The sequence below is a fragment of the Pantoea alhagi genome (assembly GCF_002101395.1).
GTDB classification, from domain to species: domain Bacteria; phylum Pseudomonadota; class Gammaproteobacteria; order Enterobacterales; family Enterobacteriaceae; genus Mixta; species Mixta alhagi.
This window is the reverse complement of record NZ_CP019706.1, coordinates 2,622,394-2,634,851: the sequence shown is the minus strand read 5'-3', so window position 1 is coordinate 2,634,851 and position 12,458 is coordinate 2,622,394. Positions and strand designations below refer to the sequence as shown.

Annotated in this window: 11 protein-coding genes; 3 read left to right on the top strand and 8 right to left on the bottom strand. The window is 55.5% G+C overall.

Annotation, left to right across the window (positions count from 1 at the left end):
- Positions 1-17: 17 nt before the first annotated feature.
- Both B1H58_RS12355 and B1H58_RS12350 read right to left on the bottom strand, forming a co-directional pair.
- Positions 18-998 carry a nickel/cobalt transporter gene (locus B1H58_RS12355; protein WP_085070689.1) on the bottom strand — a complete coding sequence of 327 codons (981 nt, stop codon included), beginning with the start codon at positions 996-998 and terminating at the stop codon, positions 18-20.
- Complete coding sequence (locus B1H58_RS12350; protein WP_085070687.1) at positions 989-1,636, bottom strand: DUF1007 family protein; 648 nt, start codon at positions 1,634-1,636, stop codon at positions 989-991. The genes B1H58_RS12355 and B1H58_RS12350 overlap by 10 nt, the downstream gene beginning before the upstream one ends.
- Before the next feature lie 124 nt (positions 1,637-1,760).
- Between B1H58_RS12350 and csiE the strand changes: the two genes are divergently transcribed.
- Complete coding sequence (gene csiE, locus B1H58_RS12345; RefSeq protein ID WP_085072302.1) at positions 1,761-3,029, top strand: stationary phase inducible protein CsiE; 1,269 nt, start codon at positions 1,761-1,763, stop codon at positions 3,027-3,029.
- Here the strand turns inward: csiE and B1H58_RS12340 are convergent.
- Positions 3,012-4,166 carry a 3-phenylpropionate MFS transporter gene (locus B1H58_RS12340; protein WP_085070686.1) on the bottom strand — a complete coding sequence of 385 codons (1,155 nt, stop codon included), beginning with the start codon at positions 4,164-4,166 and terminating at the stop codon, positions 3,012-3,014. The genes csiE and B1H58_RS12340 overlap by 18 nt on opposite strands.
- A gap of 127 nt (positions 4,167-4,293) precedes the next feature.
- On the bottom strand, positions 4,294-5,547 hold the full coding sequence (gene glyA, locus B1H58_RS12335; RefSeq protein ID WP_085070685.1) for a serine hydroxymethyltransferase: 1,254 nt from the start codon (positions 5,545-5,547) through the stop codon (positions 4,294-4,296).
- A gap of 320 nt (positions 5,548-5,867) precedes the next feature.
- On the opposite strand from glyA, the gene hmpA reads away from it, so the two are divergent.
- A complete protein-coding gene (hmpA, locus tag B1H58_RS12330) occupies positions 5,868-7,052 on the top strand; it encodes an NO-inducible flavohemoprotein (RefSeq protein ID WP_085070684.1) in 1,185 nt (394 codons plus the stop codon).
- A gap of 37 nt (positions 7,053-7,089) precedes the next feature.
- Positions 7,090-7,782: an aspartate/glutamate racemase family protein gene (locus B1H58_RS12325; protein ID WP_085070682.1), complete on the top strand. Its 693-nt coding sequence runs from the start codon at positions 7,090-7,092 to the stop codon at positions 7,780-7,782.
- A gap of 110 nt (positions 7,783-7,892) precedes the next feature.
- Here the strand turns inward: B1H58_RS12325 and glnB are convergent, their stop codons facing one another.
- The 4 genes from glnB to B1H58_RS12305 all read right to left on the bottom strand — a co-directional run bounded on the left by glnB (position 7,893) and on the right by B1H58_RS12305 (position 11,841).
- Positions 7,893-8,231 carry a nitrogen regulatory protein P-II gene (gene glnB / locus B1H58_RS12320; RefSeq protein WP_038624670.1) on the bottom strand — a complete coding sequence of 113 codons (339 nt, stop codon included), beginning with the start codon at positions 8,229-8,231 and terminating at the stop codon, positions 7,893-7,895.
- Positions 8,232-8,353: 122 nt separating this feature from the next.
- Positions 8,354-9,691, bottom strand: coding sequence for a two-component system response regulator GlrR (glrR, locus tag B1H58_RS12315; RefSeq protein WP_085070680.1), 1,338 nt, complete (start codon positions 9,689-9,691; stop codon positions 8,354-8,356).
- A complete protein-coding gene (qseG, locus tag B1H58_RS12310; protein ID WP_085070678.1) occupies positions 9,691-10,410 on the bottom strand; it encodes a two-component system QseEF-associated lipoprotein QseG in 720 nt (239 codons plus the stop codon). The genes glrR and qseG overlap by 1 nt, the downstream gene beginning before the upstream one ends.
- Before the next feature lie 6 nt (positions 10,411-10,416).
- Positions 10,417-11,841 (bottom strand): sensor histidine kinase, encoded by a 1,425-nt coding sequence (locus tag B1H58_RS12305; RefSeq protein ID WP_085072301.1) that lies wholly within the window; start codon positions 11,839-11,841, stop codon positions 10,417-10,419.
- Between the last annotated feature and the right edge of the window lie 617 nt (positions 11,842-12,458).

The window sequence follows — 12,458 nt, the reverse complement described above, 5'->3', positions numbered from 1 at the left end:
ATTTTTTTTATCTTTTTTCAGCGCAGTGCGCGCAGACCGCCTGAAATCGCCGGTTGCGCGCTGAGCCACAGTACGATGCCGCCAGTAATCAACAGCAAACCGCCTGCCAGCGCCAGGCTCTGTAACGCCACGCGCTGCCAGGGCGCAGGCGCAGCGCGCCGGTTCAGCCGGATCGCCAGCGCACGCGAGCTGTGTACCAAAAGCGCCATCATTGAGACCGTCAGCGCTGTGCCCAGCGCCATCGCCAGCGCGCTAAACACGCCCCAGGCATAGACGCCGATCACCCGGGCAAACAGCAGCATCATAATCGCACCGGAACAGGGGCGCAGCCCCATCGACAGCACCACCAACAGTGACGTTTTCCAGCTGGTTGCCTGGGCCAGCTGCTGATCATCAGGCAGATGCTGGTGACCGCAGCCGCAGTGCGCATCGTGCTGATGATCAAGCGGACGGAGTTGCTGAATGCGCAGCGCGCCGTTACGCCGCAGCTGACGCAGTGCGCGCCAGCACAGCCAGACGCCAAGCCCGACCACCAGCAGATAGCTGCCCTTCTCCAGCCAGTAGCTGCTGAGATGAAGCTGGCGGGAAGAGGCCTGCAGAATAGCCAACACCAGCGTCACCAGCGCTACCGCCACGAAACCCTGTACTAGCGCAGCGGCCAGCGTCAGGCGCAGGCTGGTTTTCAGGCGCACAGGATGCGTGGCGAGAAAGGTGGCGATCACCACTTTACCGTGTCCCGGACCCAGTGCACGGAGAATGCCATACAGCAGGCTAAAGCCCAGCAGGGCCAGCCCAGCCTGATGCGGATGCGCTGCTGTTCGCTGCAACAGAGCAATCATCTGCTGATGCAGCCCCTTTTGCCAGATAACGCTTTGCCACAGCAGCTGCGGCCAATACCACCAGGCGGCCAGCGCGCACAGCAGCGCCAGCATCAGTACGCCCCACAGCGGCCACAGGCTGCGCCAGCGCGCGTTATTGCGTTGCAGAATCAAAGACATGTGAGCGTTACCGTTTGAGCGAACTGACGCCCCAGGTCCATGCTTTCCGGCGGCGCATCGGCTTTATCCAGCGACAGGGCGAAATTTTTCAACGCAGCGTCCGGCTGTGGCGTTTGCAGCGTCATTTTGCAGCGGGACGCCAGCGGTTCCGGCAGGCTTAACGCCTGGGCATTCTTCCAGGTCATATCAACAAAATAGGTGGGGTCAAAAGAGCTAAAAGTATAGGTCTGGCCTTTCAACGGCTGCGCCTGCGCCAGCGGCAAAACAAATGTCAGCACCGCCTGCGCCCCGTTGCGTGCCAGCGAGTAAGACGGCGGCAGATTATCAAACTTTACCGCTTTGCCCCGATGCCAGAACTCAGTGAAATAGTGCTGCGCCAGTACGTTAGCCATTACTTCCGCCGCCAGTTTTTTCCATACCGGTGAACCGGGCCCGGCGTCGCCGGCATCATACAGCAGATCCGCAGAGGTGATCTCATCCATTGTCCAGACCATCTTTAAACCGGTCAGCGCATCATTACTGACCACCGGCGTGGTTTGCATGGCAATAAAACTGTGCGGATGAGACCAGGCTAAAGGCGAAAGGAGTAGCGCCAGGCAGCCAATACCGGCGCGTTTAGTCAGAGTGGTCGCTGTCATTCATCTTCCTGTACGGCAATTCTGTGAGCCAGGTTAACGTCTGGATAAAAATATGTCGGCGCGCATCTGTTGTCACGCCGGTTGTCTATGCTTATTTTTGGTATGACTGACCGGAAAATTCATGATGAGTTCTGCTACAACTACAGCACCACTCTTCTCCAGTTCCCAGCGTCGTTGTCATCTCCTGCTGATGCTTTATTTGCCCGAGCCCTTGCTGACCCTGGATAGCCTGTGCCAACTCAATTGCGTAGACCCCTCGCTTGCCCGGCAAGATATAGCGGAGGTTGATGAAGAGATCCAGCGTTATCACCGCCTCGCCATCTTACAGCAGCAGGACGGCACATTTTTGCTGCAGGGCGACGAGCTGGACAGACGCCTCTGCCTGCTGCACTGGCTGCGTCGGGCGCTGCGCGTTTCTCCGGTGTTTATCGAAGGTCATTTTACTCCCGCACTGCGTCAGCATCTGCAGGCGCGTCAGATTGAAAAACTTTTGTATAACGAGCGCAACCTGCAGGCCCTGATTGAACACTGTGCAGGTCGCCTGCAGCGTAACTTTAGCCCACGCGATCGGCTGTTTCTTCAGCTGTTTATGCAATATTCGCTGTGCCATACGCGTCAGGCTAATTTTTCAGCCCGTCAACAGCTTTGGCTGGAAAATAAAGCCGAGCGGCTGGCGGCTCAGGAGGTGATTCAGCACTGGCAGCGGCGCTGTCGCTTTGCGCCTGACGCCAGCGAAATCGACTTCTATACATTGCTGTTCAGTATGATCCACGCGCCCTCTCCCGGGCGGTTATCGCATCAGGGCGAACTGGAACTCATGGAGCAAACCCAACGACTGATGGCGCGCTTTCAGTCTCTTTCCGGTATGCGCTTCAGCAATGAACAGGGGCTGTGCAGCCAGCTCTACACGCATCTGGCACAGGCGCTGGACCGCTGCCATTTTTTGATCGGTATTGATAACAGCCTCTCTGAGGAGGTTATTCGCCTCTATCCACGCCTGCTGCGTACCACACAAAGCGCTGTTGAAACCTTTGAAAATCATTATGGCATCCGCTTTTCCGCAGAAGAGATGGGGCTGATCGCCGTTATTTTCGGTTCCTGGCTGATGCAGGAGAACGCTTTGCAGGAGAAGCAGGTGCTGCTGTTAACGGGTGATGAGGCTGCGCTGGAAAAGGAGTTAGAGCAACAGCTGCGGGAACTGACGCTGTTGCCGTTGAATATTAAATATTTATCAACGTGCGACTTTCAGCGTTACGGAGCGCCGAAAGGCGTGACACTGGTGGTCTCGCCTTATGCCGCCCCGCTACCGCTCTATTCGCCGCCCTTCATTCATGCTGAGCTGCCGTTAACCGCTCACCAGCAGCAGCGGATCCGTCTATTGCTGGAGTCCTGAGGCCTGTACACGCGGACGCAGAAACAGCGCCGGCAGCACCAGCAATGCCATTAACCAAAAGATATTGCCGTGCAGGTGGCGGAACAGCACGCCGCACACCATGGTCATCACCGCAATGCCGCCGCCCATCGCCAGCGCCGAATAAACCGACTGCAGACGGATCACTTCCCCGCCCTGACGCGCCGCGATAAAACGCATTGCCGCCAGATGGCAAACGGTAAAACTGCCGCAGTGCAGGATCTGGGCGACAATCAACCACGGCAGCTGGGTGGTCGTGGCCATCAGGCTCCAGCGCACCAGAGCGCAGATGCCGGAGAGCAGCAGCAGATCGCGCGCGCTCCAGCGGCGGAACAGACGATTGCTCAGCGCAAAAATGATAATTTCCGCTACCACGCCCAGCGACCACAAATAGCCAACCACGCTGGCGGAATAGCCCGCCTCCTGCCACCAGATAGCGCTAAAGCCGTAATAGGCGGCGTGCGCGCCCTGCATCAGCGTCACGCAGAGCAGAAAACGCCATACGCTGTTTTCCTGCAGCAACGATATCCATTCGGTCCACCCGGCGCTCTGTGCGGCGCGAGTTTCTCCCACTGGCATTATTGCCGGTCGCAGTAGCATCCCGCCCAGCATCATCACAATGCCCACGCTTAACAGCGCCAGGATCGCCTGGCTGTTCCAGGCGGTAATCAGTACGCCGGTCAGCGCCGAGCTGATGACAAACGCCAGCGATCCCCACAGTCTTACCGGCCCGTAAGGCAGCGCGATTTGGCGCGTCCAGGTAGCGGCCAGCGCATCGCTGAGCGGCACCAGCGGCGAGAAAAACAGATTGAAGCCGATCATTACCAGCAGCAGCCACAGCCACTGCTGTCCCAGCCAGAACCCGGCGGCGCACAATAGCGTTAACAGCGCCAGCAGACGCAGCGCCAGCACCAGCTGTGAGGGATCGCGCACTCGTGAGGCGATAAGCAGGCTACCAACAAAGCGGGCAATCATTCCGGCCCCCAGCAGCAGACCGATTTTTTCCGCATCCAGCCCGCTGCCTTTTAACCATACGGCCCAAAAAGGCAGATAGATGCCATAACAAAAAAAGTAGGTGAAGTAACCGAGTGCTAACCAGTATGTTGAACGGACCGTCATATATCCCCCGACAATAAGGCGTTTACTTTGGCAAATCGTGGAAGGATAAGCAATTAAGGGTTTCTGCGGTGATAAAAAAGCCCCGGCCAACAGGACGGGGCTTTTAGCTAAAGCGAGAGGAAAACTATCAGGCATACACCGGGAAGCGAGCGCAAACTTCCAGCACTTTCTGCTTCACGCGCTCGATGGTCGCTTCATCGTTGATGTTATCGAGCACATCCACAATCCAGCCAGCCAGCTCGCGAACTTCAGCTTCTTTAAAGCCGCGACGGGTGACCGCCGGCGTACCGATACGGATACCAGAGGTGACAAACGGGCTTTTGGGATCGTTCGGCACGCTGTTTTTGTTCACGGTGATGTTCGCACGGCCCAGCGCGGCATCTGCTTCTTTACCGGTAAGGTTTTTATCCACCAGATCCAGCAGGAACAGATGGTTATAGGTGCCGCCGGAAACCACGTTGTAGCCACGTTCCAGGAAGACTTCGACCATCGCCTTGGCGTTCTTCGCCACCTGCTGCTGATAAACCCGGAACTCCGGCTCCATCGCTTCTTTCAGCGCCACCGCTTTACCCGCGATAACGTGCATCAGCGGGCCGCCCTGTCCGCCCGGGAAAACGGCAGAGTTAAGCTTTTTATACAGATCTTCGTCGCCGCCCTTCGCCAGAATCAGGCCGCCGCGCGGACCCGCCAGCGTTTTATGGGTGGTGGTGGTAACGATATGCGCATGCGGAACCGGGTTCGGATAAACGTCTGCGGCAATCAGACCCGCAACGTGTGCCATATCAACAAACAGGTAAGCGCCAACGCTGTCGGCGATTTCACGCATTTTTGCCCAGTCGCATACGCCAGAGTAGGCGGAGAAGCCGCCAATGATCATCTTCGGCTTATGCTGCTGTGCCAGCGAAGCCAGCTCGTCATAATTGATTTTGCCCGTTTCGTCGATACCGTAAGGTACAACGTTATACAGTTTGCCAGAGAGGTTTACCGGAGAGCCGTGCGTCAGGTGACCGCCGTGAGCAAGGTTCATACCTAAAATGGTATCGCCCGGCTGCAGCAGCGCGGTATAGACTGCAAAGTTTGCCTGTGAACCAGAATGCGGCTGGACGTTGGCATAATCTGCGCCGAACAGCGCCTTGGCGCGATCGATGGCCAGTTGCTCAACGATATCTACATATTCACAACCGCCGTAGTAGCGTTTGCCCGGATAGCCTTCGGCATATTTATTGGTCAGCTGTGAACCTTGCGCCTGCATCACGCGCGGGCTGGTGTAGTTTTCTGAAGCAATCAGTTCAATATGCTCTTCCTGACGAACCTTTTCTTGCTCCATTGCTTGCCACAACTCGGCATCGTAATCGGCAATGTTCATATCACGCTTTAACATCCGCATCTCCTGACTCAGCTAACTTTTAACGGCACTATATGGCCCTGACGGGCGAAGGCCAACAGTGTAAACCGTTTTGCAGGTAGAAGCATAGCCTCGTGAACGGCTTTTTACGCAAACGATTGGCTTGAGCACTGGCAAGGTTTGCAGCCCGATCGCCTTCCCACTTTTATCATGACAGTTATTCAGCCGCCGCTTGTCTGTTTTTCATTATTGCTAACGTTAGCATCCTTTATTTTTCCAGCATTATTTACAAATAACGACAAAAGCAATTAACATGCATTTAAAATGCAACTTATAAATCTCACTGGAGAGTGATTATGCTTGATGCCCAAACCATCACCACCGTTAAATCCACCCTGCCCGCTGTGGCAGCAACGGGTCCCGCGCTAACTGCTTACTTTTATGACCGGATGTTTACCCATAACCCGGAACTGAAAGATGTGTTTAATATGAGCAATCAGCGCAATGGCGATCAACGTCAGGCCCTTTTTGACGCTATCTGTGCTTATGGCGCTAACCTTGAAAATCTGGCGGCTCTGCTGCCTGCCGTAGAGCGTATCGCGCAAAAACACACCAGTTTTTCCGTTAAGCCGGAACAGTATCAGATTGTGGGCAAACACCTGCTGGCCACCATTGATGAAATGCTCAACCCTGGCCCGGAAGTGCTGGACGCCTGGGCCAAAGCCTATGGCGTGCTGGCCAATGTGTTTATCCAGCGCGAAGAAGAGATTTATCATGAGCACGAGGAAAAACCGGGCGGCTGGCGCGGCACACGTCCTTTCCGTATCAGCGCTATTCAGCAGCAGAGCGAAGTCATTAAAAGCTTTACCCTGACGCCGGTAGATGGCGAACCGGTGGCGGATTTTAACCCAGGGCAGTATCTGGGCGTGCATGTGCAGGATCCTGACTTCGCTAACCATGAAATCCGGCAATACTCTCTGACCCATGCGCCAAATGGTCGTGACTATCGCATCGCCGTCAAACATGAAGCGCTGGGTACGGTTTCCGGCTGGCTGCATGCGAAAGCAAAAGTTGGCGACGTGGTTAATCTGGCGGCGCCGGCTGGCGACTTTTTCCTGCAGGTCGAGGCGACAACGCCTGTGGCCCTGATTTCAGCTGGCGTCGGCTTAACGCCGATGCTGGCGATGCTGCATGCCCTTGCCAGGCAGCCTCACCAGGCACCGGTAAGCTGGCTTCATGCGGCAGAGAACGGTGCCCGCCATGCGTTTGCTGATGAAGTCGCGCAAACCGGCGCGCAGCTTCCGCATTTCAACAGCTATGTCTGGTACAGCAAGCCGCGTGAGGAAGATGCCGGACGCTTTAGCGCGCAGGGCAAAATAGATCTGTCTGCCGTTGCCGCCGAGCTGGCTGAAACAGGTCGCCACTACTATCTTTGCGGTCCGGTAAGCTTCATGCAATTTGTTGCACGTCAACTGCTGGATGCCGGCGTTCCCCATCAGCATATCCATTATGAGGTGTTTGGCCCGCACAAAGTGGTTTAAGCTCATTGCTGATTCCGGGTATTTAAGCAGGTGAGGCATGAAAACGATCGGTTTGTTGGGCGGGATGAGCTGGGAGTCAACGGCGCTCTATTACAAAATTATCAACGAAGGCATCAACGCGCAGCTTGGCGGTTTGCATTCTGCCAGGCTGGTGATGTATAGCGTTGATTTTTATGAAATAGAGCAGCTGCAGGCGGCCGGTAACTGGCAGGAAGCAGGAGAAAAGCTTGCGGCGGCAGCCCGCGCTTTGCAGGCGGCGGGCGCTGATTTTATCGTGCTCTGTACCAATACCATGCATAAAGTGGCACCTGCGATCGCCTCGGCGTGCGATCTTCCGCTGCTGCATATTGCCGACGCCACGGCGGAAGCGATTAAAACGGCCGGGATGGGCAAAATCGGCCTGTTAGGCACCCGCTTTACGATGGAACAGGCATTTTATAAACAGCGGCTGCAGAATGACTATGGCATTGAAGTAGTGATCCCGGATGAAGCCGGACGCGAAACCGTGCATCAGGTTATTTATCAGGAGCTGTGCCTGGGCCATATTAATGCCGCTTCCCGAGAGAAATATCGCGCGGTGATGGAAGAGCTGGTCGCGCAGGGAGCGGAAGCCATTATTATGGGCTGTACGGAAATTACGCTGCTTATCGATCAACAGGATGCGACGGTTCCGCTGTTCGACACCACGCAAATTCATGCTGAAGCGGCCGTCGCGCTGGCATTAGCCTGATGAAAAGCCAGCCCCGACCGGGCGCTGGCAAAAACTGCGATCGGATTTAAACCCACTGGCGTCCAGGCGCGAAAGCAATCAGCTCGCCCGGACGTTAGCAGCCAGTGGGATCAGATCGCCTCTTCATCTTCTTCACCGGTACGAATACGCACCACGCGCGCCACATCGTAGACAAAGATTTTGCCGTCACCGATTTTGCCCGTTTGCGCCGTCTGCATAATGGTATCGACGCAGGTATCAACAATGTCGTCAGCCACTACGATTTCAATTTTTACCTTCGGCAGAAAGTCGACCATATACTCCGCGCCGCGGTAAAGCTCCGTATGCCCTTTCTGGCGACCAAAGCCTTTTACTTCAGTCACGGTCATCCCGGTAATGCCCACTTCAGCCAGCGCCTCGCGAACATCGTCGAGCTTGAACGGTTTGATAATTGCATCAATCTTTTTCATAACGGACCCTTTTTCTCTCCCTCCGTGGCCGGACGGGTAATACTCAGATTGTGTGCGGTAGATACGCTCTCTGTTTTCGCAGGCTAAGCTAACATATCTGACCGCGTGAACGGCACTAAAAACTACAACTCTTTGAAGTCGTTAGCGTCCAGCTCGTGACGTGCCAGCAGCTTATAAAATTCAGTGCGATTGCGTCCTGCCAGCCTCGCCGCGTTGGTAACGTTGCCCCTGGTCATCTGCAGCAGCTTACGCAGATAGTTCAGTTCAAACTGATTACGCGCCTCGACAAAGGTCGGCAGCACCGTGTTTTCGCCCGCCAGCGCCTGCTCCACCAGCGCCTCGCTAATTACCGGCGCGGAGGTCAACGCCACGCACTGCTCAATAACGTTAACCAGCTGACGCACGTTGCCGGGCCAGCTGGCGCTCATCAGACGCTTCATGGCATCGGTTGAGAAGCTGCGGACAAAGGGTTTATGCCGTTCTGCCGCCTGGCGCAACAGATGATTCGCCAGTAGCGGAATATCCTCGGCACGCTCATGCAACGCCGGAATTTTCAGGCTTACCACATTCAGGCGATAAAACAGATCCTCGCGAAACTCCTGCTTCTCCATCGCTTTCGGCAAATCACGATGGGTGGCGGAAAGGATGCGCACGTTAATGTCCAGGTCGCGGTTGCTGCCCAAAGGTCGTACTTTCCGTTCCTGCAGCACGCGCAGCAGTTTAACCTGCAACGTTTGCGGCATATCGCCGATTTCATCTAAAAATAGCGTGCCGCCTTCAGCCGCCTGGAAAAGTCCTTCACGCGCGCTTACCGCTCCGGTAAAGGCACCCCGGGCATGACCAAACAGCTCCGATTCCAGCAACTGTTCCGGCAAAGCGCCGCAGTTAATGGCAATAAAAGGCTTACCGGCTCGCGGGCTGGCGGCATGAATCGCCTTCGCCAGCACCTCTTTGCCGGTACCGCTTTGCCCGTTAATCAGTACGCTGACGTCAGATTGCGCCACCATATGCGCCTGTTCCAGCAGGCGCTGCATCAGCGGGCTGCGGGTAACAATCGCTTCGCGCCAGGCATCATTGCTGGCTGGCGCGCTATGGGACATTGCTTCATCAATCGCCTTATAGAGCGCATCCCGATCCACAGGCTTGGTAAGAAAGCTAAAAACGCCCTGGCGCGTGGCTGAAACCGCTTCAGGTATCGAGCCGTGCGCCGTCAGGATAATTACCGGCAGGCCAGGATGGAGCTTCTGAATTTCGCCAAACAGCGCCAGGCCATCCATTTCATCCATACGCAGGTCGCTGATCACCAGATCGACCTTCTCTTTATTCAGCTGACGCAGCGCGTCTGGCCCGCTGCTGGCCGTCGTGACCAGAAAACCTTCGCTGGTCAGACGCATCCCCAATAGCTTCAGCAGCGCGGGATCGTCATCAACCAGCAGCAAACGGGCAGAGTTACGTGGCATTATTGCGCCTCTTTTTCATGGCTGTTTTCACCTGACGGCGCGGATGTCACGCTCTCATCAGAATGATTATTATCTGAGACATCAGGCGACTTACGCGACGAGAGCTGCCGTTCAATATCGGTCAGCGTCTCCAGCTTGCGACGCGTCTCCATCAACTCCCGATTCAGGCTGCGCTGCTTTTGTCGCAGCGCATCAAGCTGACTGTCGCTGCTCTGCTGCAGATGATGGTAGCGCGTCCGGCTTTCTGATAAATCCAGCTGGGACGCCTGATTATTACGCCACAGCTGCAGTAGCGGGCGTACCGAGGCGGGATAAGCCACGCTGAAACTGTCCAGCTGCTCTACGTACTGACGCCGTTCAACCGGCGTAACGTTGCCGTTATCCAGCAGGATCCCCTGTTTAAAGCTGTTTTGCCAGTTAGTGGCAGGCCAGCCGTGCGCCTCCGCCCGCGCCTGTACCGGCGACAGCCTGGCTGCGCAATCAATGGCGCGTATCCAGTAGAGCGGATTTTTAATACTGCTGCTGTCATCAATGTGCCAGACGCGAGCGCAATCGACCGCCAGATAATCAACGATATTGATTTTCGGTTCAGGCGGCGTCGCAGCCTGATTAGGTAAAACGCTGTGAGTGGGCTGCTGACAGGCAGCAACCAGTAAGGCCGACATCAACAGCAGAGGACGGCCAAAACTTTGTGCGGCAGAGAATGTAAATATGGTCATTGGCTATCATTTCCCGGCGCTCAAATTAAGTTCAATACGGAAGCAAATATCAGCCTGATCCGTGGTGATTAGCTGCAGATCGCCCTGCATACGCCGCAGGCAATCTTTGGCAATGCTCAACCCCAAACCACTGCCTTTAACCGCGCCCTTACGCTGCTGGCTTCCCTGGAAAAAAGGCTCAAAGATCATTGCCTGTTCTGCAACAGGAATCGGCGTGCCGGTGTTAGCTACATCAATCCATACCCGGTTGCCGTGCTTCTGGCTGCGCAGCCAAATGGTACCGGATTCACTGCCGTAATATACAGCGTTAGAATAGAGATTATCGATCACCCGCATCAGCAGCATCGGTTCCGCGCGACAGGTGGCAACCTGCAGGTCTACCTCGGTTTGCATCAGTTTACTGCGCGCCGGAAGCGCGTGCGCGTCAACCACGCTATGAATAATTTCCGCCAGGTTTACCGTTTCCAGCGGCTGCGGACTGTCTGCCAGCTTGCGGTTGTAGTCAAGCAGCTGTTCGATCAAGCGCTGCAAATGACGGCTGCTGCCGTCCAGAATGGCGACCACCTCTTTCTGATCGGCGGTCAGCGGTCCCGCTACCTCATCCGCTAACAGCTCGGTGCCTTCGCGCATGCTGGCCAGAGGCGTTTTTAGCTCATGGGAGATATGGCGTAAAAACTCATGGCGCTGTGATTCCAGCCATGCCAGCCGTTCGCTCAGCCACATGATGCGCTGGCCCAGCGCCCGGATCTCTCGCGGGCCTTTAAAGCCAACCATATTGCCCAGCGGCCGGCCTTCGCCCAGCCGGTTGATCATCCTTTCAACTCTTTTTACCGGTCCGATAATCATGCGGGTAAACAACAGTACCAGCCCCAGCGTTACCATAAACAGCAGCAGCGCCTGCCAGCCAAAGAACTGTCCGCGCTCGGCGATCTCCCGTTGCAGCTGTAAGCCACGCGAAAAGGCGGTTTCACGCGTGGCCTGTACCATTTGCGCATTCGCGCTGGAAAAGCTTGTCAGGCTCTCCGTGGCAGCGCTGATCGGGTTACTGTTCAGACAGTGCAATTGCTCCAGCCGGGACAATGCCTGACGCAGGCTGTGCCAGGCGCGCAGGTCGGGCAGCACCTGAGCGTGGGCATCCAGCATCTGAGAATAGCGTACGCGCTGGGTTTGATAGAGCCGTGCCAGCATTGGATCGCCAAGAACGCAATATTGACGATAGCTGCGCTCCAGCTCCAGCGCGGTGCGCGCCATAGCCTCACTGCGCCGAATGTCGGTTAGCGTGGTGCGATTGGTATCGGCAGCCTGCTGGCTGAGCGCCGAAAGGCTTTCCCAGGCTTGCCATGCCAGTACCAGCAACGGCAGCAAGACCAGTAAAAACGCCATCAGCACCAGCTGACGCAGGGAACGCGGAAACAGTCGCCAGGTTTTCACATGCATTATCCTTATTGAAGGAAGAATGATGCTAACCAACAACGCGGCGGGAGGAAAGTCTGAAGCAAAAAGTAGCCAGCGGAAACGCGGTAGTGGCCGCAGAAATAAAAACGGCAGAGCCGAAGCCCTGCCGTTCCAGATGCGATGAATATTCACCGCATTAAAATTAGGTGGTGCCTAACTCAACGTTGCGCCCGGTGTTTGATAAAGTCGCAAGCGAACTATTATCGGTACGTGGACGGCAGGCACCGTTTTGTGCGTCATTCGGCGTTTTATGAAGCGCTTGACCGCGTTAGCAGGGCTGTCATAAGGAGGTGAATGAGCCACTGCGGATATATTAGCAAACTATGTGCCAACTTTAAAATAATTATATAACTGGTTAATTATTAAGGCATTGCAGTGGCGAACATTGCTGAAAAGTGACTTAACCTAAACAGCGACCCTCGATCCTGTCGCTTATTGGCAACATTGTGAATGTTATTATTAAAACCCCATAAATATCAATTAATTAAATGTCTCCTTTTAGAGACACCCTACTCCCTGCACTGTCGCAGATTAGCAACGCTCCCTTAAAAATAAAAAAACCGCACCGAAAACGGTGCGGTTGATAGCAGAAT

Bases quoted from the DNA above. Each gene is read 5' to 3' on its own strand.
- B1H58_RS12355 (WP_085070689.1), bottom strand. From the start codon at position 998: ATGTCTTTGATTCTGCAACGCAATAACGCGCGCTGGCGCAGCCTGTGG.
- glrR (WP_085070680.1), bottom strand. From the start codon at position 9,691: ATGCCACGTAACTCTGCCCGTTTGCTGCTGGTTGATGACGATCCCGCG.
- csiE (WP_085072302.1), top strand. From the start codon at position 1,761: ATGAGTTCTGCTACAACTACAGCACCACTCTTCTCCAGTTCCCAGCGT.
- qseG (WP_085070678.1), bottom strand. From the start codon at position 10,410: ATGACCATATTTACATTCTCTGCCGCACAAAGTTTTGGCCGTCCTCTG.
- B1H58_RS12340 (WP_085070686.1), bottom strand. From the start codon at position 4,166: ATGACGGTCCGTTCAACATACTGGTTAGCACTCGGTTACTTCACCTAC.
- B1H58_RS12350 (WP_085070687.1), bottom strand. From the start codon at position 1,636: ATGACAGCGACCACTCTGACTAAACGCGCCGGTATTGGCTGCCTGGCG.
- glnB (WP_038624670.1), bottom strand. From the start codon at position 8,231: ATGAAAAAGATTGATGCAATTATCAAACCGTTCAAGCTCGACGATGTT.
- hmpA (WP_085070684.1), top strand. From the start codon at position 5,868: ATGCTTGATGCCCAAACCATCACCACCGTTAAATCCACCCTGCCCGCT.
- glyA (WP_085070685.1), bottom strand. From the start codon at position 5,547: ATGTTAAAGCGTGATATGAACATTGCCGATTACGATGCCGAGTTGTGG.
- B1H58_RS12325 (WP_085070682.1), top strand. From the start codon at position 7,090: ATGAAAACGATCGGTTTGTTGGGCGGGATGAGCTGGGAGTCAACGGCG.